A 24903-nucleotide genomic window follows, 5' to 3' on the forward strand; every position below is an offset into this window, starting at 1 on the left:
GGGGTGCTGCGACTGCACCCGGCTCCGCTGCGCGTCACCCTGGTCGCGACGCTCCTGGTCCTGACGGCGCTCGGTCTGCTCGCGTCCGGGATCGCGGTGACGTCGGCGATGACGAACTCGCTGATCTCGCGGATCGACAGCTCGCTCGAGGACGCGTCGCACACGTGGGCGAAGCCCCGCATGCATCCCCTGCCTCCGCCGCCGACGTCGGAGCTGGGGCCGTCGCGTCCGCCGAGTCAGTTCTACGTCCGCAGCGAAACCCCGGGCGAAGTGCCGCGTGTCATAAACGACCAGGCTGTCGCGCCGGATCTGTCGGAGGTGCCGGTCGGGACGCCGGTGACGGTCGGGTCCGTCGGTGACCCCGACAAGCACTGGCGCGCATTGACCTCCACGACGTCGGACGGCACCGTCACCGTCGCCGTGCGGCTCGGCGACGTCGACGCCACCGTCGAGCGGCTCATCGGGCTGCAGATCGGTATCGGGGTCGTGGTGCTGCTCGCACTCGGTGTCATCGGCTACTTCGTCGTTCGGCGCAGTCTGAAACCGCTGGTGGAAGTCGAGGAGACTGCCGCAGCGATCGCGGAAGGCCGCCTGCATCAACGCATTCCGGTCCGCGAGGATCGGACCGAGGTCGGGCGACTGACGGTCGCGCTCAACGGCATGCTCGAACAGATCCAGACCGCGTTCGCGGCGACCGAGGCGTCCGAGGAGTCGGCGCGCCGGTCCGAGGAGAAAATGCGGCGATTCGTCGCCGACGCGAGCCACGAACTGCGCACGCCCCTGACCACGATCCGCGGTTTCGCCGAGTTGTACCGGCAGGGAGCCGTCACCGACGCGGGTCAGGCGATGTCGCGGATCGAGTCCGAGGCCTCCCGCATGGGCTTGCTCGTCGAGGATCTGCTGATGCTGGCGCGGCTGGACGCGCAGCGCCCGCTGGAGAAGGCGCCGGTCGACCTGCTGACCGTGTCGGCGGACGTCGTGCACAACGCGCGGGCGATCGCGCCCGATCGTGCGATCTCGTTGGAGGTCGTGGGCGGCCCGGGCCGCCCGGAGGTGCTCGGCGACGACGCCCGGCTGCGCCAGGTGCTGACCAATCTGGTCACGAACGCTCTCGTCCACACCCCGGACGACGCCACCGTGACCGTGCGGGTCGGCACGGTCGGCGACGACGCGCTGCTCGAAGTCGCAGACACAGGGCCCGGGCTCGACGAGGAGGCGCGCGAGCGGGTCTTCGAGCGCTTCTATCGCGCCGACTCGTCCCGGACGCGTCAGTCCGGCGGCAGTGGTCTCGGCTTGTCGATCGTCGCGGCACTCGTCGCCGCGCACGGCGGCACCGTCACCGTGGACTCGCCCGAAGGCGGGGGAGCGGTGTTCCGGGTCCTGCTTCCGCGCCAGTAGCAGTGCGTGTTTCGGTTCGCCGGGTGCAACAGCTGACGCTCGGTAGGGTGGGCCGGTGACATCGAGACAACCACTGTTACCCGTCGGCCGGCACACCCGGACCCTGATCCTCGCCGCGATGATCGTGATGCCGATGGCATCCGCATTCCCGGCGCCGGCCCTCGCCTCCGTTCCCGCGGCTGGTCCGATGGCATCCGCATTCCCGGCGCCGGCCCTCGCCTCCGTTCCCGCGGCTGGTCCGGTGGCTCCCGCTGCTCCGGACCGGCAACCGGTCAGCGAGCGCTATGCCGCGACCGGCCCCCATGCGGTCACATCCGTTGCGGTACCCGGATACCAGTTGTTCCACCCCGCAGACATTGCCACCAGCCTCGACCGCCATCCGGTGGTCACCTTCGGCAACGGAAGCTACGCGACGTACAAGCAGTACGAGGAGTTGCTGCGGCACCTTGCCTCATGGGGCTTCGTCGTCGTGGTCGCCGACAGCAGCGTCACCGGTGACGGGACGGAGATCCTGGCGGCAGCGCGCTACGTCCTGGCAGAGAACGACAATCCGGAGAGCGTCTTTCACGACCGCATCGACGTCGCGCGCGTCGCCGCAGTCGGGCATTCGCAGGGGGCCGGGGGCTCGATCAACGCCAGCACCAACTCCGACGGACTCATCACCTCCACCGCCGTGCTCGACCTCCCGGACCCCTGGTGGGCGACTCGACCCGTCGACGCGATCGACGTGGCTCGGCTGACGGGTCCCGTGTTCTATCTGACCGGGTCCGACGACCCGGTGTCGACGGCGATCCCGCAGGCCGCCTATCACGCCGTGAGCCCCGTTCCGGCGGCCCGCGGCCGCCTGCTGGGTGTCGGCCACAACTGGCCGGCCGACGGGGGTGGGTTCCGCGGGTACCTGACCGCGTGGCTGCGTTTCACCCTCACCGGCGACGCCGACGCCGCACGCGCCTTCGTCGGTCCGGCACCGGAACTGCTGGCCGATCCGCTGTTCGACGGGACCGCGGTTAAGGGTTGGTGATCGCCTGGCGCGGTTTGATCGGGTTGTTCTAGGTGAGGACGGCCTCGTGCCTGCGACGGTCGAACTCGGGTAGGGGGCGACGCTCCCGCAGCGTCTCGGCGATCCGGGGATCGGCCAGGTGCAGGCGGCCGATTCCTGCGAGGTCGAATTCTTCTGCGGCCATCCGCCGTTCGAGCTCGGCGACGTTGTCCACGGACTCCACCGTCGGGCCTGCCAGCCTGCCGTCCCGCAGGGATGCACCGAGACCGACGCTGCCGACCGCCATCGCGATCGCTCCGGTGGTGCGCTTCGCCCAGCCGGCCAGCGACAGGTCGCTGCCCTCGAACGCCGGAGCGTCGAAACGGCGTGAGCTCGCGTCGAGTACGTCGACACCCGCGTCGACCAGCGCGTTCAGGATCACGCCCAGCTCCTCCGGGGTGTCCGCGATGCGGCCGGTGTAGTTCTGTTGCTTGTGCTGCGAGAAGCGGTACAGGATCGGCATGTCGTCGCCGATCACCTCGCGGATGGCGCGGACCACGGCCGCAGGGAACGCGGTGCGGCGCAGCAGGTCTCCACCCCACGCGTCGTCACGACGGTTGGTCGACGACCACAGGAACGCATCGAGCAGGTAGCCGTGGCCGCCGTGGATCGCGACCGCGTCGAACCCGAGGTCGACTGCGGTGCGGGCGGCGTCGGCGAACGACTCGATGACGCAGTCGATGTCGGATTCGGTCATCGCCGCCGTCGGCGCGGCGGAGCGTTCGACGTACTCCTGCGGATACGAGGTCACACCCGGCTCGCCCCACAGACCCGACGGCCGCATCGGCGCGACGTCGTCGACGTGGCGCATCGCGCCGAACAGTGGACCGACGTGCCACAGCTGCGGCGCGATGCGTCCACCCGCCTCGTGCACGGCGTCGACCACGCGCCGCCAGCCGTCGCGCGCTGCCGGATCGTGCAGGTTCGGCACGTCCGGGTGGTCCATCGCGCTCGGCAGATCGATGCCGACGCCCTCGGTGACGATCAACCCCGTGCCGCCCGCAGCGCGTCGGCGGTAGTACTGCGCGACCGCGTCCGTCGGGACGCCGCCCGGTGACGCAGTCCGGGTCATCGGGGTCATGACGATCCGGTTGGGCAGGTCGAGCCCGCGAACACGCAGGGGACGGTGGAGCGGGGAATCGGTGGCGGTCACGGTGGCGGTCACAACTCCTGAAGGGGACGGGCGGGGTACCCAATCAACCGGGAACCCCGCCCGCCCGCCCGCCCGATCCCGCTCGCCGGGACCGTGAAATCAGTCGGGGACGTTGGCGCCGTGGCCGAGGTCGCGGAGCGCAGCCTTGATGGTGGCCTGCGCCTCGTCGAGGGATTCCGGCGACGGGCTGGGGTCGGCACCGGAGATGTTGAAGTCGCCGAGGCTGTACGCGGGGAACACGTGCAGGTGCAGGTGCGGGACCTCGAGGCCGGCGATCAGCAGACCGGCGCGGGGCGCGTCGAAGCCCCTCCGGACGGCCTGACCGACGATCTGCGCGACCTTCGAGACCTTCGCGAACACCTCGCCGTCGAGGTCCTGCCACTGGTCGATCTCGGCGCGCGGGACCACCAGGGTGTGCCCCTTGGTGATCGGGTTGATGGTCAGGAAGGCGACGACGTCGTCGTCCTCCCAGACGAAGCGGCCCGGCAGGTCGCCGGCGATGATCATGCTGAACACGGATGCCATGGCTGCGATTATGCGCCGACGAGTGCGACACGGGCGCGGCGGAGACCGATCAAATCATTGGTGTTGCCAATGATTGGTTGATCCAGTATTAGTGGTGGGGGCATCCGAACTCGTCTCTGATCGAAGGGGTCACACCATGATTCAAGAACTGTCGTACGTCGGAATCGGGTCGCCGCGAGCCGAGGACTGGCGTACATACGGGACGTCGCTGCTTGGCTGCATGGCCGCACCGGACGGGCCGGACGGCGCGATCCGCCTCGCCGTCGACGACATCCGGCACCGCATCTCGATCCATCCGTCGGATCAGGACGAATTGCGCTACGTGGGGTGGGGGATGGCCAACGAGACCGACCTCGGACGGTTCGCCGACCGGCTCGGCTCGCGCGGTGTCGAGATCCGTCAGGGTGACGCGGATCTGCGGGAGGAACGGGAGGTGGCCGATCTGGTGTGGTTCGAGGACCCGTGGGGAATCCGTCACGAACTGGCCTGGGGGAAGAGCGCCGACCCGATGTCCTTCACGCCCGGTCGGCCGATGAAGGGCGGGTTCGTCACCGGCGATCAGGGGCTCGGACACATCGTCCTGCAGGTTCCGGACATCGACGCCGCCAACGAGTTCTACGTGGACCTACTCGGCTTTCGGCTGTCGGATCGCATCACCAACAAGCACTTCGGAGTTCGCTTCTATCACGTGAACGGGAGGCACCACTCCCTCGCGCTGTCGGAACTGCCGGGGCACACCGGCTTCAATCACCTGATGCTCGAGGTCGAGTACATGGACGACCTCGGACGGCTCATCGACCTGCTCGACGTTCACGACGTCGAGATCATGCAGTCGCTCGGACGGCACACCAACGACCTGATGACCTCGGTGTACATCGGAAGCCCGTCGGGGCTGCAGATCGAGTACGGCCACGGCGGACTCACCGTGGACGACCTGAGCTGGATCGCGCGGACCTACGAGAATCCCAGTTCGTGGGGCCACAGATTGTCGGCGGCCGCGCGGTCGCGCCGACCGGGCATCGTCCGACCGGTCTAGAGGGATTCCGCGAGGCGACTCGACAGCTTCGCCAATGTGACGCGGTCGCGTGCAGCGAGCACACCGAACACCGATTGCTCGAGCTCGTCCAGGGCTGCGTCCGCGTCACGGAGCCTCCCGAGGCCTGCCGGGGTGATGGTCACGATCTGCCGCCGACGGTCCTCGGGGTCCCGCTCGCGAACAACGAGCCCCGGCTTCTGGAGGCCGTCGAGGTACGCGACGATGTCGCCGGGGTCGACGACGACCCGGAGCGCCAATTCCTTCTGATGGCACGGCCCCAGTTCGTTGAGGATGCTCAAGATTGCGTGGTGGTTCGGCAGCAATCCCAGTCCCGCAAGGGTTTCCGCGTACTGCTGCCGCACCTTCATGGCCGCCTTGACCAACTGGTAGCCAGGTCGGTCCGAAAGTCGCGGGGCGCTGGCGGGCGAATCCATGCCCACAGCATAGGGCGCGGCGAAGTCGCCGTTCCGGCTGCTCAGCCCGCCGAGCTCGGCGCCGTCGGGCGGACCGCGGTGGACCTCTGCTCCACCGCGTCCCCCACCTCCACCAGCGCGCGGCGCAGCATCGCTCCGTAGTCGTCGTCGGGCAGGGCGTCCGCCCGGGCGCGCCCGGCCTCGACGTGCTCGCGGGCCGCATCGAACGATCCGAGACGGCGCAGGTTGTCGGCGATGTTGAGGTGCAGGGACGGGTAGAAGCCGGCGACCTGCAGGGAGGCGTGGTGGTCCTGGGCGCGGGCGTCGGTGAGCGCGGACGCCGCATCGAGGGCACGGACATCCCAGATCAGCGCCTCCGCGGCGTCGGAATACAGGTCGGCCAGGTAGTGCGCCAAGGTGCAGCGGTGCAGCGCGTCGCCGGTCGGGGTGATCTCGTCCCAGAGTGCGAGCAGCCGAGTCCGGGCGGCGTCGGTGTCGCCCTGCCGTCCCGTGGTGACGGCCTCGATGATGGCGTCCATCGTCGTGTCGGTCATACGTCTTCTCCTTCGTGTCGGACGGGCATGGCGAGGGTGGTCAGGTCGCCGTCGTCGGCGGACCGGACGACGACGGGCTGGTCGGGGGCGGCGATGTCGAGCATCACGTCGGGGCCCGCGGTGGTGGCGATCGCGGGGTGCAGGGTGGTCACCTCGAACGCGAGCGTGACGGCGTCACCGTGCACGGACGCCGAGAGGTGGACCGCGTCCGATCCGGGTCCGGTCACCGTGAGCGCACCCTCGGAGACTGCGAGGACGATGCGGTCGCCGTCGATCCTGGACATGGCTTCCACCAACAAATTTCGTGGCAGGACGGCGCGCGTGCGGACCGGGGCGAGCGCGTCGAACACCGCACGGTGGTCGGGGAAGGGTTCGGGCAACAGTCGGCAGGCGCGCGTCCCGGACTCACCACCGTCGGCGACGAGGGAATGCGCGTCCGCACGCAGATCGACGACCGGCCTGCGCCGCATCCAGGCCAACGCCAGACGCAGATCGTCGCCGCCGACGGTTCCCACCCACACGGCACCGGGCCGGTCCAACGCCACTGTCCGCGTCGAGAGCCGATAGCGGTCGGTCGCCGTCAGCACGAGGCCGTCCTCGGACGACTCGACGTGGACGCCGGTCAGCACCGGATGCTCGGAGTCGTGGGCGGTCGCCGCCAGCACCTGCTCGACGGCCGCCGCGAACGCCGGACCCCGGACCGTCGCGACCGGGACCGACACGCCCGACCGGCCGAGCGCGACGCGGACGGCGGCGGCGGTCGCGCGGGCCTGCCCGACCCGGGTCGCGAGCTCGTCCACGTGCTCGTCGATCAGCGCGGACGCCCGATCGGATCCCGCGGCCAGGACCTCGACGACCCGATCGAGCGACATGTCGATCTCGCGGAGTCGCCGGATCGTCACCGCCCGGTCGAGCTGCGCGGGGGAGTAGTACCGGTAGCCCGTCGCCTCGTCGACGTCGGCAGGGACGAGCACACCGGAGTCCGCGTAGAAGCGCAGCGCGCTCTGTGTGATGCCGGTCGAGCGGGCGAACACGCCGATGGTCATCAGGTCGTCTGTTGGGGGCACCCGCTCATGATCCGGTCTCGACAAGGTCGAAGGTCAAGCGCTCACAGGAAACTCGCAGTCCGGGCGGAGGGACGCTCCAGGTTCCGCAGCGACAGTCGCTTCCATGACGAAGTCCCTGGCTCGCCACGATGCCGATGTGGTCACCGTCCCGTTGCGGACCGTGACCCTCGACGTCGTCGTCCCCGTGTACAACGAGGAACGCGACCTCGAACGCTGCGTGCGACGACTGCACCGACACCTCGCCGACAACATCCCGTACCCGAGTCGCATCACCGTCGCCGACAACGCCAGCACCGACGGCACCCTCGCCGTCGCGAACCTGCTCGCCGCCGAGTTCGACGACGTGCGCGTCGTCCACCTCGACGAGAAGGGCCGCGGCCGCGCGTTGCGCACCGTGTGGAGCGCGTCCGACGCGGAGGTCGTCGCGTACATGGACGTCGACCTGTCGACGGACCTCGGCGCACTGTTGCCGCTGGTGGCGCCGCTGGTGTCCGGGCACTCCGACGTCGCGATCGGATCGCGACTCGCGCGGTCCTCGCGGGTGGTCCGCGGACCCAAACGGGAGGTCATCTCCCGCTGTTACAACCTGATCCTGCGCGGTGCGCTTCGCGCGCGGTTCTCCGACGCCCAGTGCGGGTTCAAGGCGATGCGCACCGACGTCGCCCGGGAACTGCTGCCGCTGGTCGAGGACACCGGCTGGTTCTTCGACACCGAACTGCTGGTGCTCGCCGAACGCGTCGGACTGCGCATTCACGAGGTACCCGTCGACTGGGTCGACGACCCCGACAGCACCGTCGACATCGTCGCCACCGCGGTCGCCGACCTCAAGGGCGTCGTGCGGGTCGGTCGGGCGCTGGCCACCGGCCGCCTTCCCATCGCCGCGTTGCGCACCAGCCTCGGCCGCGAACCACTCGTCCAGGGTGTTCCGCACGGGATGGTCGGTCAGTTGGTGCGGTTCGCGGTTGTCGGCGTCGCGTCGACCGTCGCGTACATGGTGCTGTACCTGTTGCTGCATACGCTGCTCGGTGCGCAGACCGCGAACTTCACGGCCCTGCTGATCACGGCCGTCGTCAACACCACCGCGAACCGGGCCTTCACGTTCGGGGTACGCGGACCCACCGGTGCGGCGCGACACCAGCTGCAGGGGTTGGCGGTGTTCGGGTTCGGCCTGCTGCTCACCAGCGGGTCGCTGTTCGTCCTGCACCGCTGGGTGCCCGACGCGTCCCGCCACGTCGAACTTGCGGTCCTCGTCGTCGCGAATCTCGTTGCCACCGTCAGCCGTTTCGTCGCCCTGCGGTGGGTGTTCCGACCCCACATCGAATCCTCGAACCAGTCCACGATCCAGACCCAGGGAGCAGACCAGTGACCACCACCCCCGTCCTCGACCATGACCCCGTGGTCCCCGACGCTCCGCAACCGCGGCAGCATTCCCGGTGGGAGCCGTGGGCGCTGGCCGCGCTGCTGATCGGGACGGCGATCGCGTACCTGTGGAACCTCAGCTCATCCGGGTGGGCCAACTCGTTCTATTCCGCTGCGGTGCAGGCTGGTTCGGAGTCGTGGAAGGCGTTCTTCTTCGGTTCCTCCGATGCCGCGAACTCGATCACCGTCGACAAGCCGCCCGCGTCGCTGTGGGCGATGGAACTGTCGGTGCGGGCGTTCGGCCTGAACTCCTGGGCGATCCTGGTGCCGCAGGTGCTGATGGGTGTCGGGTCCGTCGCCCTGCTGTGGGCGACGGTGCGGCGCTGGTTCGGCGCGTCCGCTGGCTTGCTCGCCGGGCTGGTGCTGGCGGTGACTCCCGTTGCCGCACTGATGTTCCGGTTCAACAACCCCGACGCGCTTCTGGTGCTGTTGATGCTCGCCGCCGCGTGGGCGCTGCTTCGCGCGATCGAGGATGGACGCACCCGCTGGCTCGTGCTGACCGGGGTGTTCGTCGGATTCGGCTTCCTTACCAAGCAGTTGCAGGTGATGCTCGTCGTGCCGCCGCTCGCGCTGACGTACCTGCTGTTGGGCCCGCCCAAGCTGGGTAAGCGCATCGCACAGTTGTTCGCCGCGCTCGGCGCGATGGTCGTCTCGGCCGGCTGGTGGCTGCTCGCGGTCGAGTTGTGGCCCGCGGACTCGCGGCCGTGGATCGGTGGCTCGCAGAACAATTCGATCCTGGAACTGACCCTCGGCTACAACGGGCTCGGTCGCCTCAACGGCAACGAGACCGGAAGTGTCACCCCCGGTGGTGGCGGCGCCGACATGGCAGGCGGCGGTATGCCCGGGGGCGGTATGCCCGGTGGCGGCATGTGGGGCGAGACCGGCATCGGCCGCATGTTCGACGCCTCGCAGGGCGGGCAGATCGCCTGGCTGATCCCTGCCGCGCTGATTCTCGGCGTCCTCGGAATCATGCTGCGCGGCAGGGGTGCCCGTACCGATGGCAAGCGCGCCGTCTTCGTGCTCTTCGGGACCTGGCTGCTGGTCACCGGGCTGGTGTTCAGCTTCATGGCGGGCATTTTCCACTCGTACTACACCGTCGCCCTCGCTCCGATGATCGCTGCACTGGTCGGTGCGGGTGCCGTCACCGCCTGGCACCACCGCGACCTCTGGTGGGTGCGGGCGACGTCCGCCGTCACCATGCTCGGCACGGCCGTGTGGTCGTGGGAACTGCTCGGCCGGAGCCCCGACTTCGTGCCGTGGCTGCGCTGGGTGATCCTCGTCGTCGGCGGGGTCGCCGCGGTCGCGATGCTGCTGCCCCGGCTGACGGGACGGCTCGCCGCGGTCACCGCGATCGCTGCCGTGCTCACGGGACTGGCCGGTCCCACCGCCTACGCCATCGACACCATCGCGACCCCGCACACCGGCTCCATCGTCTCGGCGGGACCGAATACAGGCGGTATGGGCTTCGGCGTTCGCGGCGGACCCGGTGACGGCCGCGGCTTCGGGCAGCGTGACGGCGCCGCCGGGAACGGCATGCCCCCGATGCCGGGCGGCATGCAGCCTCCTGGCGCCACGGGTCGGGCGCCGGGCGGCATGGGCCAGCTCCCGAACGGCATGCTTCCGGGCGGCACCGAGGTCGGTGCGATGCCCGACGGCGGGATGGTAGGCGGCGCGGGCGGCCTGCTCAACGGCAGCACCCCGAGTGCCGAGCTGACCGCGCTCCTGACGGACGACGCCGACGGGTACACGTGGGTGGCCGCGGCAGTCGGGTCCAACAGTGCCTCCGGCTACCAGCTCGCAACCGAACGGTCGGTCATGCCGATCGGCGGGTTCAACGGCAGCGATCCGTCGCCGACCCTCGACCGGTTCCAGCAGTACGTCGCGGACGGCGAGATCCACTACTTCATCGCAGGCGGCGGCATGGGCGGCCGCATGGGTGGCAGTGGAACCGCGTCGGAGATCTCGCAGTGGGTGACGGAGAACTTCACGCCCATCACCGTCGACGGGGTCACCCTCTACGACCTGACCGCGCCGACCGACCAGGCCGGAACGTAGTCTGAGACCCGTGCGCGTACTCGTCGTCGGCTCCGGAGCCCGTGAACATGCCCTTCTTCTCGCCCTCTCCCGCGACCCGGGAGTGACCGCGCTCTTCGCGGCACCCGGTAACGCGGGAACCGCGAAGCTTGCGGAGCAGCACCCGGTGGACGCCGCGTCGGGCGACGCCGTCGTGGCGCTGGCGACGAAGGTCGAGGCCGATCTCGTTGTCGTCGGCCCCGAGGTTCCGCTGGTCGCGGGTGTCGCGGACGCGCTGCGCGCCGCGGGCATCGCCTGCTTCGGCCCGTCCGCCGACGCCGCCCGGATCGAGGGATCCAAGGCCTTCGCGAAGGACGTCATGGCGGCGGCAGGTGTGCGGACCGCCCACAGTGAGGTCGTCGACAACCCGGCCAAGCTGGACGAGGCCATCGACCGCTTCGGCCCGAACTGGGTCGTGAAGGACGACGGTCTCGCGGCGGGCAAGGGTGTCGTCGTCACGACGGACCGGGCCGAGGCCCGCGCCCACGCCGCCGCGATCCTCGATCACGGGCACCCGGTGCTCCTCGAGTCCTTCCTCGACGGCCCCGAGGTCTCGCTGTTCTGCCTCGTTGACGGCGAGACGGTGGTGCCGCTGCTGCCCGCGCAGGATCACAAGCGCGTCGGCGACGGCGACACCGGTCCGAACACCGGCGGCATGGGGGCGTACACGCCGCTGCCGTGGCTGCCCGCCGATGCGGTCACCACGATCGTCCGGGACGTCGTGGAGCCCGTCGCCGCGGAAATGGTCAGGCGGGGCAGTGGCTTCTCCGGACTGCTGTACGCGGGCCTGGCGATGGGGAAGGACGGCCCCGCCGTCGTCGAGTTCAACTGCCGATTCGGTGACCCGGAGACGCAGGCCGTGCTGGCGCTGCTCGAGTCGCCGCTCGGCGCGGCGCTCAACGCCACGGCGACGGGCACGCTCGCGTCGCTTCCGCCGCTGCAGTGGCGCGACGGTGCCGCGGTGACGGTCGTCCTCGCCGCCGAGAACTACCCCGGAACGCCCCGCACCGGCGACAAGATCGTCGGCGCCGACGCTGACGGTGTCCTGCACGCGGGTACCGCGATCGAGGACGGCGCCGTCGTGTCCGCGGGCGGCCGCGTGCTCAGCGTCGTCGGGACGGGTCCGGACCTGGCCGGTGCCCGCGCCGACGCGTACGCCAAGCTCGAGGCCGTGAAGCTCCCGGGCGGACACTTCCGCACCGACATCGGCCTCGCTGCCGAAGAGGGTCGCATCAGCATCTGAGTGTGCGTATTGCGCCCGTGAGTCGTGTCGGTCCGCTGGAGGGCCGGAAAGGCTCACGGGCGCAGTGCTGTTCGGTTAGCGGACGATGCGCTCGGACGATGATTTCCCTGTGCTCGCGTTGGCGGCGTTCGTAACTGGACGCCGTTCTCGGGTGGTGTGGGTGCGTGGCGCACCCAGGTGGCGTTCCGGCACGTCCGGGCCGGTGGAGCGCGCGGCGCCTCGGTGGCCCGCGCGTCGGAGAGAAGGACCCTATATCCGAACCCGCCTGCGAAGCAGTGGTTTTCGAATCATCACTATAGGTTTCACCCAATATCGATATTACTCGGCAGTTTCGGGTGATCGGTCTCGGCGGGTTCGGTATAACCAATCCGACCATCCCGCGTGTGACCGAAAGAGGTTCCGTTGAGCGAGTTCCGGACATCCCCCAGTAGCGCCCTCTCCTCGGCGCGCCTGAACCGTCGGAGGTTTCTGGCGACAACGGGTTTGGCGGCCGGTGCCGTTGCCCTCTCGTCGTCGTGGGTCAGCGCTGCAGCCTCGCCTCGCCGCGCACTGAACAATGGTGACCGCGTTCCGGCACTGGTCATCGGAGCGGGATACGGCGGCGCGGTCACCGCGCTCCGCCTCACGCAAGCCGGTATCCCCGCCCACATCGTCGAGATGGGTCGCAGCTGGGACACCCCCGGACCCGACGGCAAGATCTTCTCGGGGATGCTCAGCCCCGACAAGCGCTCGACCTGGCTGGCCACCCGGACGGAACAGCCGGTCAGCAACTTCATGGGCTTCGGCATCAACAAGAACATCGAGAAGTACGTCGGCATCCTCGACGCCGAGAAGTTCGCCGGCATCAAGGTCTACCAGGGTCGCGGTGTCGGCGGCGGCTCGCTCGTCAACGGCGGCATGGCCGTCACCCCGAAGCGTGCCTGGTTCGAGGAGATCCTGCCCTCGGTCGACGCCAACGAGATGTACAACACCTTCTTCCCACGCGCCAACACCACACTCGGTGTCAACAACATCGACCAGGCCTGGTTCGAGTCGACGCCGTGGTACCAGTTCGCGCGCACCGGTCGTAAGACCGCCCAGCGTTCCGGGTTCGCAACGACTTTCGTTCCGAACGTCTACGACTTCGAGTACATGAAGAAGGAGGCCGCAGGGCAGGTCCCCAAGTCCTCACTCGCAGGCGAGGTGATCTACGGCAACCACGCGGGCAAGAGGTCCCTCGACAAGACCTACCTCGCGCAGGCCGCGGCCACCGGCAAGCTCACCATCACCACCCTGCACCGCGTCACCAAGGTCGTGCCCGCGGGTGCAGGCTACGACGTCACGATGGAACAGATCGACGAGACCGGCAACGTCATCGCCACCAAGACCATCGGCGCCGACAAGGTGTTCTTCGCCGCGGGCAGCATCGGTACCAGCAAGCTGCTCGTCGCGATGAAGGCGCAGGGTCACCTGCCGAACCTTTCGTCGGAGGTCGGTGAGGGCTGGGGCAACAACGGCAACATCATGGTCGGCCGCGCGAACCACATGTGGGACGCGACCGGCAAGGATCAGGCCACCATCCCGACGATGGGCATCGACAACTGGTCGGATCCGGCCGCGCCGATCTTCGCGGAGATCGCCCCGCTGCCCGCCGGTCTCGAGACCTACGTCAGCCTCTACCTGGCCATCACGAAAAACCCGGAACGCGCCCGCTTCTCGTTCAACTCGGGCACTGGCAAGGTCGACCTGTCCTGGACCGTCGCGCAGAACGCGAAGGGCATCGCGATGACGAAGGGCGTCTTCGACAAGATCAACAAGAAGGAAGGCACCATCTACCGGACCGACCTGTTCGGTGTGACCAAGACCTGGGGCGACGAGTTCACCTACCACCCCCTCGGCGGTTGCATCCTGAACAAGGCCACCGACAACCACGGCCGCCTCAACGGCTACCAGGGCCTGTACGTGATGGACGGTGCGCTGGTCCCGGGCAACACGGGCGTAAACCCGTTCGTGACGATCACCGCGCTCGCCGAGCGCAACATCGCGAACATCATCGGCTCCGACATGTGATCGAGATCCTCGGTAATCGACTGCGGTGAAAGAAGTTCGGCGGACCTGTCGCAAGCAGGTCCGCCGAACTGCGTTCTGCCGCCCGCGCCGTCGTGCGCGCAGATTCGCAGGGGACAAGGACCTTACAGCTGAACCCGATTGGAGAACAGCGGTTTTCGAACTATGGCGATCAATCGCACCCAATGTCGAAACTACTCGGCAGTTTCGGGTGATCCGTCCGGTTCCGTTCGGTATACACAGTCCGACAATTCCGCTTGAGACCGAAAGAGGTTCCGTTGAGCGAGTTCCGGACATCCCCCAGTAGTTCCCTCTCGTCTGCCCGGCTCAACCGCAGAAGGTTCCTGGCAGCAACGGGTTTCGCGGTCGGCGCCGCCGCGGTCTCGTCCTCGTGGGTGAGCGCAGCCGCATCCCCGCGCCGCGCCCTGAACACAGGTGACCGCGTTCCCGCCCTCATCATCGGCTCCGGCTACGGCGGAGCCGTCACGGCGCTGCGGCTCGCTCAGGCCGGTGTCGACTGCCACATCGTCGAGATGGGACGCGACTGGACCACGCCCGGATCCGACGGCAGGATCTTCACCAAGACCACGTCGCCCGATCAGCGCGGCTTCTGGCTCCGGGACCGTACGAAGCAGCCGGTCTCGCACTTCCTCGGCGTCTCGATCGACAAGGACATCTCCAAGTACACGGGCATCCTCGACGCCGAGAACATGGGCGCGATCAACGTCTACCAGGGGCGCGGCGTCGGCGGCGGATCGCTGGTCAACGGCGGCATGGCCGTCACGCCGAAGCGAGGCTGGTTCGAACAGATCCTGCCGTCCGTCGACTCCAACGAGATGTACAACACCTTCTACCCGCGCGCGAACGCGACGCTGGGCGTCAACAACATCGACCCGGCCTGGTTCGAGTCCACCGAGTGGTACCAGTTCTCCCGGGTCGGGCGAAAGACCGCCCAGCGCTCCGGCTTCGCGACGACCTTCGTGCCCAACGTCTACGACTTGAACTACATGAAGCAGGAAGCGGCGGGCACCGTCCCGAAATCCGCCCTCGACGGCGAGGTCATCTTCGGCAACCACTACGGCAAGAAGTCGCTGCCCAAGACGTACCTCGGTCAGGCCACGGCGACCGGCAAGGTCACGATCAGCCCGTTGCACCGCGTCACGAAGGTCTCTCCCGCCGCGGGCTCCGGGTACACGGTCGAGATGGAGCAGATCAACGAAACGGGCGGCGTCGTCGCCACCAAGACCGTCACCGCGGACAAGGTGTTCTTCGCGGCCGGATCGGTGGGCACCAGCAAGCTCCTGGTCTCGATGAAAGCGCAGGGACACCTGCCGAACCTGTCCGGCGCGGTCGGCCAGGAGTGGGGTCACAACGGCAACGTCATGGTCGCCCGCGCCAATCACGCATGGGACGCCACGGGCAACAAGCAGTCGTCGATCCCGACGATGGGCATCGACGCCTGGGACACCAACGGCGTGTTCGCCGAGATCGCGCCGTTCCCCGCAGGCGCGGAGCTGTGGATCAGCCTGTACCTCGCGATCACCAAGAACCCGGAACGCGCCTCCTTCCAGTACAACTCGAGCACCGGTGGCGTCGGGCTCTCGTGGACGCAGGCGCAGGGCCAGAAGTCGATCGACCTGGCGAAGGTGGTGTTCGACAAGATCAACAAGAAGGAGGTCACCGTCTACCGCTCGGACATGTTCGGTAGCAACAAGGTCTGGAACGAAGGCCTGACCTACCACCCGCTCGGTGGTGCCGTGCTGAACAAGGCGACCGACAACTTCGGCAGGCTGCACGGGTACCCTGGCCTCTACGTGATGGACGGGGCCCTTGTGCCCGGAAACGTCGGCGTGAACCCGTTCGTGACGATCACCGCGCTCGCCGAGCGGAACATCGAGAACATCATCGCCTCCGACATGTAGAGGTGCGATCTGTGGGCGTGCCGCATGTGACCGCCTTCGTGTAACCGCCTGCGTGGAAACGAGTTCGGCGGACCTGTCTCCCAGGTCCGCCGAACTCGCTTGGGTCAGCGGGCAGTCCAGCCGCCGTCCATCGCGTAGGAGGCGCCGGTGACCATCGCGGCGCCGGGAGCGGCCAGCCAGGCCACGAGTTCGCCGACCTCGTCCGGCTCCACGAGGCGTTTGATCGCGGACTCGCCTAGCATCACCGTCTCGACCACCTCGGTCTCGCTGATGCCGTGCACCCGGGCCTGGTCGGCGATCTGCTTGTGCACCAATGGGGTCGAGACGTATCCGGGGCTGACGCAGTTGCTGGTGACCCCGCGCGGACCGCCTTCGAGGGCGGTCACCTTCGACAGGCCTTCGAGTGCGTGCTTGGCGGTCACGTAGGCGGCCTTGAACGGGGACGCGACCGACCCGTGCACCGACGACACGTTGAGGATGCGGCCGAAGCCGTTCGCGTACATGTGCGGCAGTGCCGCGCGGATCAGCAGGAACGGGGCCTCGACCATGAGCGTCTGGATCCGCCGGAAGTCGGCGGTCCGGAAGTCCTCGATCGGGCTGACCGTCTGGATTCCCGCGTTGTTGACCAGGATGTCGGTCTCGAGACGCAGGTCGTCGAGGGCTTCGGTGTCGAGAAGGTCGACGTGCCATGCCGTTCCGTCGATCTCGTCGGCGAGCGACTTGGCGGCGACGTCGTCGAGGTCGGCGACGGTGACGTGTGCGCCCCGGGTGGCGAGTGCGCGCGCGGACGCCGCCCCGATCCCGCTCGCGCCGCCGGTGACGAGGGCCCGGCGCCCGGCGAGTGTCTGCTCGGTCATGCCGGGACCGCGGCCTTCTCGGTGGCGAGGATCCGCGCGTCGGCCGCGTCGATCGACTCGAGGGCGAGGCCCTTCGTCTCGCGGGCGAAGAGCACCGCGACCACGGTGACGAGGCAGGCGGCGGCGAGGTAGATCGCGATCGGCCACGCGGAGTCGTACCGGCTGAGCAGGCTCGTTGCGATGATCGGGGCGAGCGATCCGGCGACGATGGACGTCACCTGGTAGCCCAGCGAGACACCGGAGTACCGCATTCGGGTCGGGAACATCTCCGCCATGATGGCGGGCTGCCCGGCGTACATGAACGCGTGGAAGACGAGTCCGATGACGATGGCACCGAGGATGACGGCGTTGTGTCCGCTGTTCATCATCGGGAAGGCGAAGAAGCCCCACGTGCCCGCGGTGACCGCGCCGATCATGTAGACCGGGCGGCGTCCGATGGTGTCGGACAGGCGCCCGACGAGGGGGATCACCGCGAAGTGGACTGCGTGCGCCGCGAGCATCCACCACAGGATCTGTGCCGTGTCCGTCTTGACCACGACCTTCAGGTAGGTGATGGAGAAGGTGACGACGAGGTAGTACATGACGTTCTCGCCGAAGCGCAGGCCCATCGCGGTGAGCACGCCGCGCGGGTACCGCTTGACGACCTCGAAGACGCTGAACGACGTCGCCTTGACCTGCTCCGCCTCCTTCTGCGCCTGGATGAAGATCGGCGCGTCGGTGACCTTGGTGCGGATGTAGTAGCCGACCAGCACGATCACGGCGGAGAGCCAGAACGCGACACGCCATCCCCAGCTCAGGAACGCGGCGTCGGAGAGGGTGGTGGTGAGGATCAGCAGGACGACGGTCGCGGCCAGGTTGCCCGCCGGGACACCGGCCTGCGGCCACGATGCCCAGAATCCGCGGGACCGGTTCGGGCTGTGTTCGGCGACGAGCAGCACCGCGCCGCCCCATTCGCCGCCGACGGCGAAGCCCTGGATGAAGCGCAGAGCCACCAGCAGCGCGGGAGCCCAGTAGCCGATCGCACCGAAGGTGGGCAGGCAGCCCATGAGGAAGGTGGCCGCGCCGACGAGGATGAGGCTGAACTGCAGCAGCTGCTTGCGTCCGAACTTGTCGCCGAAGTGGCCGAAGACGATGCCGCCGAGGGGGCGGGCGACGAAGCCGACGGCGTACGTCACGAACGCCGCGATGATCGCGTCGAGTTCGTTGCCGCCCGCCGGGAAGAACACCTTGCTGAACACCAGCGTCGCCGCGGTCCCGTAGAGGAAGAACTCGTACCACTCGACGACCGTCCCCGCCATCGAGGCGCCGACCACCTTCTTCAGGCCGGAAGGCGGGTTGTCCCCGACCCGCGTTGTCTCGTCGACACTCATGTGAACTCCTCATGTGACCGGTGACACATCATTGTTGCTCAGCCGAGTATCGGTGCATGTTTCTGCGCTCACAATGGCGCAAAGTGCAGTACAGGTGTGCGAATGTGCAGATATGACGCCATCGCCACCCGCACCGAGCGCGGACGACCTGCTCGTCCTGCTCGCAGTCGCGCGAACAGGGCGATTCACCACCGCCGCCGACGACCTCGGGGTCAACCACACCACCATCTCCCGCCGCATCGCCGCCCTGGAGAAGAGCCTTGGTGGACGGGTGCTCGTGAAGGCCGCGGGAGGGTGGGAACTCACCGGCCTCGGCAGGCAGGCACTGTCCGCCGCCGAACGGGTCGAGGCGGCCGTGCACGGCCTGGTCGCGGACCCGGAGGGTGGCGATCACCTCAAGGGCGTCGTCCGGCTCTCGGCCACCGACGGGTTCAGCGCCTACATCGCGGCCCCGGCCGGAGCGTTGCTGCGCCGACGGCACCCCGACGTGTCGGTGGAGATCGTCGCGGTCACCCGCCGCGCCTCGCAGCAGCGATCCGGCCTCGACATCGAGGTCGTCGTCGGGAAACCGCAGGTCCACAGGGCCGAGGCGATGTGGCTGGCCGACTACACCCTCGGCCTCTACGCATCCCGCGTCTACCTCGCCGAGCACGGCGAACCTCGCACGGTGCACGACCTCGCCGACCACACCCTCGTGTACTTCGTCGACTCCATGCTGCAGGTCGACGAACTGGACCTGGCCCGCCGGCTCACCCTGTCGATGCGTGAATCCGTCACCTCCACCAACGTCTTCGTGCACGTCGAGGCGACGCGCGCCGCCGCAGGCATCGGATTGCTGCCCGCATTCATGGCGGACCGTCACGACGACCTGGTGCGCGTGCTGCCCGGCCGGGTCGAGGCGCGGCTCGCGTACTGGCTGGTGACCAGGCCCGAAGGGCTGCGGCGTCCCGAAGTCGCCGCGGTGATCGGTGCCCTCCGGGAGACAGTCGACGCCAACCGGGCCGCTCTCGGAGGGGGAGCGACGCGCCGAATGCCCTAACGTCGAGTCGTGCGCGCAGACTCCCAACGGTCCCGAGTCCCCACCTTCCACGTCATGGACGTGTGGAAGGCCGCGACCGAACGGGCCCGTACCCACGGCGACGTCCTGACCCTCGCCGCGGGGCAGCCGTCGACGCCCGCGCCCGCACCCGTCCTGCGTGCGGCACGCGAGGCGATCGACCGGCACGTCCTCGGCTACACCGAAACGCTCGGCATCACGGAGCTGCGGGAGGCGATCGCCGGTTACCACTCGCGGGAATCGGGGATCGACGTCGACGCGGAGAACGTCGTCGTCACCACCGGCTCGTCCGGTGCGTTCACGTTGCTGTTCCTCGCCGCGTTCGACGCGGGCGACACCGTCGTCGTGGCCCGGCCCGGCTATCCCGCCTACCGCAACACCCTCGCGGCACTCGGCTGCCGTGTCGTCGAACTCGACTGCGGCCCGCAGACCCGCTACCAGCCGACCGTCGCGATGCTCGACGAACTGCCCGAGCCACCCGCGGGACTGATCGTGGCGAGCCCCGCCAACCCGACTGGCACCGTCATCGACCCCGCCGAACTTGCCGCCCTCGCGCGCTGGTGCGACGACCACGGCACCCTGCTGATCTCCGACGAGATCTATCACGGAATCGAGTTCGACACGAACGGGTCCGTGCGCACGTCCAGCGCCTGGGAGACGTCACGGGAATCGGTTGTCATCGGCTCGGTGTCGAAGTACTTCTCGATGACCGGCTGGCGGCTCGGGTGGGCGTTGGTACCCGACGCGATGGTGCCCGTCATCCAGCGGCTCGCCTCGAACATGACCGTGTGCCCGCCCGCCATCTCGCAGTACGCGGCGGTCGCAGCGTTCACCGACGAGTCGATCGCCGAACTGGACGGACACGTGCGCCGCTACGCCGTCAACCGCGACATCCTGCTCGACGGGTTGCCGCGGCTCGGGATCACCGAACTCGCCCCGGCGGACGGTGCGTTCTACGTGTACGCGGGGATCGGGCACCTGACCGACGACTCCACCGGGTGGTGTGCGGACCTGTTGCGGGAGACCGGCGTCGCCGTCGCGCCCGGCGTCGACTTCGACACGGTCCACGGCGACCGCACTCTGCGAATGTCCTTCGCGGGCAGCACCGCCGACGTCGAGGAAGCGCTTGCCCGTCTTGCCCGCAGCGAGGCGTTGCGACGCTGACACGGACCCGCCCAGTCACGCGAATTGGGGATTTCGGCGCACGGTTTCGTTATCGCTGCAAAGATGACGCGGTGTGTGCTGCCTCGACTCCCAAAGGCGAGCGTCGACGGCTGGCCCTCGTCGACGCCGCGGCCGACCTATTGCTCGAGGGCGGATTCGAGGCCGTGCGGCACCGCGCTGTCGCCGCTCGCGCCGGGGTGCCGCTGGCGTCGACCACCTACTACTTCGCGTCACTCGAGGACCTCACCGCGGCGGCCGTCGAACAATGCGGGCTGCGTGAGCTCGACGTCATGCACGCCCGCGTCGAGGAGGCGGCCGGTCGGGAATGCGGGGTCGAATCGACCGTCGAGTTGATCGTCGACATGCTGATCGGCGTCTTCGAGGAGAACCCGGCCGGGCGCGACCAACTCGTCAACCGATACGAGCGATTCGTCGCGTTCGCCCGGCATCCGGAGATGCGGGAGGTACAGCAACGGTTGCGTGCCGAACTGGACACCCTGATCATCGCGGTACTCCGCCGGTCGGGGCGCGAGGTCCACCAGGACGGCCTGCGTCGACTGATCTACGTCGTCGACGGCGCCGCCGTCGGGGCGCTCAGCGAGGGTGACCCGGATCCGAAGGCGCTCGCCCGGGAAATGCTGCTGCAGGTGATCGACCTCGTGGCACCGCCGATCACTGTCTAGGCCGCGTTGCGGCTGGCCGTAGACTGGACGTCCGTGAGCCGCATCCCGAACGTCCTTGCCACCCGCTACGCCAGCCCCGAGCTGAAGGCGCTGTGGTCACCCGAGTACAAGATCGTCCTCGAGCGTCAGCTGTGGCTGGCCGTTCTGCGTGCACAGGCCGCGCTCGGCATCGACGTCCCCCCGGAGGCCCTCGCCGACTACGAGCGGGTCATCGAGAACGTCGATCTCGACTCCATCGCCGAGCGTGAGCGCGTCACCCGGCACGACGTGAAGGCTCGCATCGAGGAGTTCAACGCCCTCGCCGGCCACGAGCACGTCCACAAGGGCATGACGAGCCGCGACCTCACCGAGAACGTCGAGCAGCTGCAGATCGTGCGGTCCCTCGAGCACGTGCACGCGCACGGCGTCGCGGTCGCGGCGCGGCTGGGGGAGAAGGCCGCCGAGTACGGCTCGCTGGTGATGGCGGGCCGCTCGCACAACGTCGCCGCGCAGGCCACGACGCTCGGCAAGCGGTTCGCGTCCGCCGCTGACGAACTGCTCGTCGCGTTGACCCGGCTGCGGGAGCTGATCGACCGCTACCCGCTGCGCGGCGTCAAGGGGCCGATGGGCACCTCGCAGGACATGCTCGACCTCCTCGGCGGCGACGCCGACAAGCTCGACACCCTGGAGCGCAAGGTCGCCGAGCACCTCGGCTTCGCGCACGTGCTGACCAGCGTCGGCCAGGTGTACCCGCGCTCGCTCGACCACGACGTGCTGTCCGCGCTGGTGCAGGTCGGTGCGGGACCGTCGTCCTTCGCGCACACCATCCGGCTGATGGCCGGGCACGAGCTGGTCACCGAGGGCTTCCAGCCCGGCCAGGTCGGCTCCTCGGCGATGCCGCACAAGATGAACACCCGTTCCTGCGAGCGCGTCAACGGCCTGCAGGTGGTTCTGCGCGGTTACGCGTCGATGGCCGCCGAGCTGGCGGGTGCGCAGTGGAACGAGGGGGACGTGTTCTGCTCCGTCGTGCGCCGGGTCGCGCTGCCCGACGCGTTCTTCGCGATCGACGGCCAGATCGAGACGTTCCTGACCGTCCTCGACGAGTTCGGCGCCTACCCGGCCGTCATCGAGAAGGAACTGGTTCGCTACCTGCCGTTCCTCGCGACCACCAAGGTCCTCATGGCCGCAGTCCGCGCGGGCGTCGGACGTGAGACCGCGCACGAGGCCATCAAGGAGCACGCCGTCGCCGTCGCGCTCGCGATGCGTGAGCAGGGCAAGGAGCCGGATCTGCTGGATCGTCTCGCCGCCGACGACCGGCTGCCGCTGGACCGCGCCGCGCTCGACGCGGCACTGGCCGACAAGTCCGCGTTCGTCGGGGCCGCCGAAGCACAGGTCGCGGCCGTCGTGGCGCAGGTCGAGAAGCTCGTCGAGGCGTACCCCGACGCCGCTGCGTACGCGCCGTCCCCGATCCTCTAGGCGGCGCTTCGCCGCCCGTGCGCGGTTCACTGGTCTCTGGACTCTGAACCGCGCACGAGCGCGTCAGCGACTAACGCAGTTTGCCGAGGATGCGGCGGAGTTCGGCGCGGTCGTCGTCGGTGAGTGCCGCGAAGTAGTCGTCGGCGTCGGCCTCGCGGGCGTCCGCCAGTTCGCGCACGGTCCGGCGGCCGGCGTCGGTGAGTCGCACACACGTGGCGCGACGGTCGACGGCGTCCGGGAGGCGTTCGACGAGCCCGCGGTCCTGGAGTCGGTCGACAACCTCCGTCGCGGAGCGGGGCGCGATGCGCAGCGCCTTGGCGACGTCGCCGAGCCGCGGGCCGTCCCCGTGCCCGATAACATGCAGTGCCCGGTATTCGTGCGGGCTCAGCTGCCACGGCTCGAGTGCGTCGACCCAGCGTCGACGCAGGCCGCGGGCGGTCGACATCACGAGGTCCCGCAGGGTGTCGGGACGATCGGTGGTCATGGTGATGCACCCTACAGGTACTTGACGGCTGCCTCATTGTGAGGGAACCTCAATAAGTCCAACCCCGACACTTCGAGAGGGGTGGTTGCATGGCAAGCCCCCACTTCGGCGGACCCGGACCGGGTCGCCCCGCGAAGATCGACCCCGCCGATCGCGTCCAACTGGCCGAGAAGCCGGTCAGCCTGCGCCGCATCGGCGCCCTCTTCGCCCCCTATCGCGCGCAGGTCGGCGTCGTCGTCGTCCTGATCGTCGCGTCCTCGCTCATCACCCTCGCCAACCCGTTCCTCGTCCGCGCCGTCATCGACCACGCCATCCCGGACCAGAACGTCCCGTTGCTGGTGTGGTCGGTCGTCGGCATGCTCGCCGTGACCGTCGCCGGCTCGGCGCTCGGCGTCGTCCAGACGTGGATCTCCACCACCGTCGGACAACGGGTCATGCACGGACTGCGCACCCAGGTGTTCACCCACCTGCAGCGGCAGTCCCTCGGATTCTTCACCCGCACCCGCGGCGGCGAGGTGCAGTCCCGCCTCACCAACGACATCGGCGGCATGCAGACCGTCGTCACCTCGACCGCGACGTCGGTCGCCGCGAACGTCACCACCGTCGTCGGCACCGCGGTCGCGATGGGTGTCCTCAGCTGGCGCCTGTCGCTGCTGTCGCTGATCGTGCTGCCGCCCGCGATCTGGCTGACGCGGCGCGTCGCGAAGATGCGCCGCGAGATCACCGCCCAGCGGCAGCGGACCCTCGCCGACATGCAGACGCAGATCGAGGAGTCGTTGTCCGTCAGCGGAATTCAGCTCGGCAAGACGCTCGGCGCCGGGCCCGCGATGTCGCAGCGGTTCGCCGACACTTCGGCGTACCTGTCCGACCTGGAGGTGCGCTCGCAGCTCTCGGGTCGCTGGCGGATGGCCACCATGAATATCGTCTTCGCCGCGATCCCCGCGCTGCTCTATCTGGTCGCGGGCCTTCCCGCGACGTCGGGTGGCATGTCGATCGGCACCCTCGTCGCGTTCACCGGACTGCAGGGCGCGCTGTTCCGGCCGCTGATGAGCCTGCTCGACGTCGGCGTCACCGTGACCTCGTCGCTCGCCCTGTTCAGCCGCATCTTCGAGTACCTCGATCTGCCCGTCGACATCGACGATCCCGCGCGGCCGGTGCCGATGCTGCGCGAGACGGTCGCGGGCACGGTCCGGTTCGACGACGTGGTGTTCCGCTACGACGGCGCCCACCGCGACGCCGTCGACCACGTGAGCGTCACGGTGCCCGCCGGGTCGTCACTGGCGCTGGTCGGTGAAACAGGCTCCGGGAAGACCACTCTCGCCTCGCTGGTCGCCCGGCTCCACGACCCGACGTCAGGTCGTGTCAGCATCGACGGCGTCGACCTGCGCGACATCACGCTCGCCGAACTGTCCGAACTCGTCGGCGTCGTCTCGCAGGAAACCTACCTGCTGCACAACACGATTCGGGAGAACCTCCGCTACGCCCATCCCGGCGCCACCGACGCGCAGATCGAGCAGGCCGCCCGCGCCGCGCAGGTGCACGACCTGATCACCTCGCTGCCCGACGGCTACGACACCGTCGTGGGTGCCCGCGGGCACCGGTTCTCCGGCGGTGAGAAGCAGCGCATCGCGATCGCTCGAACCCTGTTGCGGGACCCCAGGATTCTGGTCTTCGACGAGGCGACCAGTGCTCTCGACAACGACACCGAGGCCGCCGTCCAGCGAGCACTCGACGCAGTCAGCCGGGGCCGCACGACCATCACCATCGCGCACCGGCTGTCCACCATCCGCGACGCCGACCGCATCGTCGTCCTCGACCACGGTCGCATCGTGGAGTCCGGCACCCACGACGAGCTGGTCGACCGCGGCGGGCGGTATGCGCAGCTGGAGCGGCGGGGAGAGGCGATTCGGGTGCCGTGAGCGCGTCGGCCCACCCTGTGGACCGA

21 protein-coding genes are annotated in these 24903 nt (G+C 68.9%); 13 read left to right on the forward strand and 8 right to left on the reverse strand.

Going from position 1 to position 24903, the window contains the following annotated elements:
* Window positions 1-3: 3 nt before the first annotated feature.
* Window positions 4-1398 carry a sensor histidine kinase gene (locus tag RHCRD62_RS19545; protein ID WP_050066418.1) on the forward strand — a complete coding sequence of 465 codons (1395 nt, stop codon included), beginning with the start codon at window positions 4-6 and terminating at the stop codon, window positions 1396-1398.
* A gap of 55 nt (window positions 1399-1453) precedes the next feature.
* Window positions 1454-2419 carry a poly(ethylene terephthalate) hydrolase family protein gene (locus tag RHCRD62_RS19550; protein ID WP_253277394.1) on the forward strand — a complete coding sequence of 322 codons (966 nt, stop codon included), beginning with the start codon at window positions 1454-1456 and terminating at the stop codon, window positions 2417-2419.
* A gap of 28 nt (window positions 2420-2447) precedes the next feature.
* Here RHCRD62_RS19550 and RHCRD62_RS19555 read toward each other — a convergent pair whose 3' ends face one another.
* Window positions 2448-3590, reverse strand: coding sequence for an oxidoreductase (locus tag RHCRD62_RS19555; protein ID WP_050066670.1), 1143 nt, complete (start codon window positions 3588-3590; stop codon window positions 2448-2450).
* A 99-nt stretch (window positions 3591-3689) separates the two neighbouring features.
* A complete protein-coding gene (locus tag RHCRD62_RS19560) occupies window positions 3690-4115 on the reverse strand; it encodes an HIT family protein (protein ID WP_050066419.1) in 426 nt (141 codons plus the stop codon).
* Between the two features lie 136 nt (window positions 4116-4251).
* On the opposite strand from RHCRD62_RS19560, the gene RHCRD62_RS19565 reads away from it, so the two are divergent.
* On the forward strand, window positions 4252-5151 hold the full coding sequence (locus tag RHCRD62_RS19565) for a VOC family protein (protein WP_084734382.1): 900 nt from the start codon (window positions 4252-4254) through the stop codon (window positions 5149-5151).
* Here the strand turns inward: RHCRD62_RS19565 and RHCRD62_RS19570 are convergent.
* Genes RHCRD62_RS19570 through RHCRD62_RS19580 form a run of 3 tightly spaced genes read right to left on the reverse strand, consistent with a single transcriptional unit; the run spans window position 5148 to window position 7185 of the window.
* On the reverse strand, window positions 5148-5585 hold the full coding sequence (locus RHCRD62_RS19570) for a MarR family winged helix-turn-helix transcriptional regulator (RefSeq protein WP_084734383.1): 438 nt from the start codon (window positions 5583-5585) through the stop codon (window positions 5148-5150). The genes RHCRD62_RS19565 and RHCRD62_RS19570 overlap by 4 nt on opposite strands.
* Before the next feature lie 41 nt (window positions 5586-5626).
* Entirely contained in the window at window positions 5627-6118 is a 492-nt protein-coding gene (locus RHCRD62_RS19575) for a hypothetical protein (protein WP_050066421.1), read from the reverse strand.
* Window positions 6115-7185 carry a DNA polymerase III subunit beta family protein gene (locus RHCRD62_RS19580; protein ID WP_216596649.1) on the reverse strand — a complete coding sequence of 357 codons (1071 nt, stop codon included), beginning with the start codon at window positions 7183-7185 and terminating at the stop codon, window positions 6115-6117. Before RHCRD62_RS19580 ends, RHCRD62_RS19575 begins: the two co-directional genes overlap by 4 nt.
* Before the next feature lie 103 nt (window positions 7186-7288).
* On the opposite strand from RHCRD62_RS19580, the gene RHCRD62_RS19585 reads away from it, so the two are divergent.
* From RHCRD62_RS19585 to RHCRD62_RS19605, 5 genes are all read left to right on the forward strand, one after another.
* Window positions 7289-8551: a bifunctional glycosyltransferase family 2/GtrA family protein gene (locus RHCRD62_RS19585; protein ID WP_050066423.1), complete on the forward strand. Its 1263-nt coding sequence runs from the start codon at window positions 7289-7291 to the stop codon at window positions 8549-8551.
* Between the two features lie 29 nt (window positions 8552-8580).
* Window positions 8581-10659: an ArnT family glycosyltransferase gene (locus tag RHCRD62_RS19590; RefSeq protein ID WP_050066672.1), complete on the forward strand. Its 2079-nt coding sequence runs from the start codon at window positions 8581-8583 to the stop codon at window positions 10657-10659.
* A gap of 10 nt (window positions 10660-10669) precedes the next feature.
* Window positions 10670-11920, forward strand: a complete 1251-nt coding sequence (gene purD, locus RHCRD62_RS19595; protein WP_050066424.1) for a phosphoribosylamine--glycine ligase — start codon at window positions 10670-10672, stop codon at window positions 11918-11920.
* Window positions 11921-12628: 708 nt separating this feature from the next.
* Window positions 12629-13969: a GMC family oxidoreductase N-terminal domain-containing protein gene (locus RHCRD62_RS19600; RefSeq protein WP_253277416.1), complete on the forward strand. Its 1341-nt coding sequence runs from the start codon at window positions 12629-12631 to the stop codon at window positions 13967-13969.
* A gap of 392 nt (window positions 13970-14361) precedes the next feature.
* The gene (locus RHCRD62_RS19605) at window positions 14362-15888 is read left to right on the forward strand and encodes a GMC oxidoreductase (protein ID WP_253277395.1); all 1527 of its coding nucleotides are present in this window, start codon (window positions 14362-14364) and stop codon (window positions 15886-15888) included.
* 104 nt (window positions 15889-15992) lie between these two features.
* On the opposite strand, the gene RHCRD62_RS19610 is transcribed toward RHCRD62_RS19605, so the two are convergent.
* Together RHCRD62_RS19610 and RHCRD62_RS19615 are read right to left on the reverse strand one after the other, a co-directional pair.
* Window positions 15993-16745: a 3-hydroxybutyrate dehydrogenase gene (locus RHCRD62_RS19610; RefSeq protein ID WP_050066427.1), complete on the reverse strand. Its 753-nt coding sequence runs from the start codon at window positions 16743-16745 to the stop codon at window positions 15993-15995.
* Window positions 16742-18115 carry an MFS transporter gene (locus RHCRD62_RS19615; protein ID WP_050066428.1) on the reverse strand — a complete coding sequence of 458 codons (1374 nt, stop codon included), beginning with the start codon at window positions 18113-18115 and terminating at the stop codon, window positions 16742-16744. The genes RHCRD62_RS19610 and RHCRD62_RS19615 overlap by 4 nt, the downstream gene beginning before the upstream one ends.
* Before the next feature lie 112 nt (window positions 18116-18227).
* Here RHCRD62_RS19615 and RHCRD62_RS19620 point away from each other — a divergent pair, with 112 nt between their 5' ends.
* The 4 genes from RHCRD62_RS19620 (at window position 18228) to purB (ending at window position 22474) form a co-directional block, all read left to right on the forward strand.
* Window positions 18228-19154 (forward strand): LysR family transcriptional regulator, encoded by a 927-nt coding sequence (locus RHCRD62_RS19620; RefSeq protein WP_050066429.1) that lies wholly within the window; start codon window positions 18228-18230, stop codon window positions 19152-19154.
* A 9-nt stretch (window positions 19155-19163) separates the two neighbouring features.
* Window positions 19164-20336 (forward strand): pyridoxal phosphate-dependent aminotransferase, encoded by a 1173-nt coding sequence (locus RHCRD62_RS19625; protein WP_050066430.1) that lies wholly within the window; start codon window positions 19164-19166, stop codon window positions 20334-20336.
* Window positions 20337-20407: 71 nt separating this feature from the next.
* A complete protein-coding gene (locus tag RHCRD62_RS19630) occupies window positions 20408-21019 on the forward strand; it encodes a TetR/AcrR family transcriptional regulator (RefSeq protein ID WP_050066431.1) in 612 nt (203 codons plus the stop codon).
* A 33-nt stretch (window positions 21020-21052) separates the two neighbouring features.
* Window positions 21053-22474, forward strand: a complete 1422-nt coding sequence (gene purB, locus RHCRD62_RS19635) for an adenylosuccinate lyase (RefSeq protein WP_050066432.1) — start codon at window positions 21053-21055, stop codon at window positions 22472-22474.
* A 70-nt stretch (window positions 22475-22544) separates the two neighbouring features.
* Here the strand turns inward: purB and RHCRD62_RS19640 are convergent, their stop codons facing one another.
* Entirely contained in the window at window positions 22545-22958 is a 414-nt protein-coding gene (locus RHCRD62_RS19640; protein WP_050066433.1) for a MarR family winged helix-turn-helix transcriptional regulator, read from the reverse strand.
* An 89-nt stretch (window positions 22959-23047) separates the two neighbouring features.
* Here RHCRD62_RS19640 and RHCRD62_RS19645 point away from each other — a divergent pair, with 89 nt between their 5' ends.
* Window positions 23048-24877, forward strand: coding sequence for an ABC transporter ATP-binding protein (locus RHCRD62_RS19645; RefSeq protein ID WP_050066434.1), 1830 nt, complete (start codon window positions 23048-23050; stop codon window positions 24875-24877).
* The last annotated feature ends 26 nt before the right edge of the window (window positions 24878-24903 follow it).

The sequence above is a fragment of the Rhodococcus sp. RD6.2 genome (genome assembly GCF_001040705.1).
Taxonomy (GTDB): domain Bacteria; phylum Actinomycetota; class Actinomycetes; order Mycobacteriales; family Mycobacteriaceae; genus Rhodococcus_G.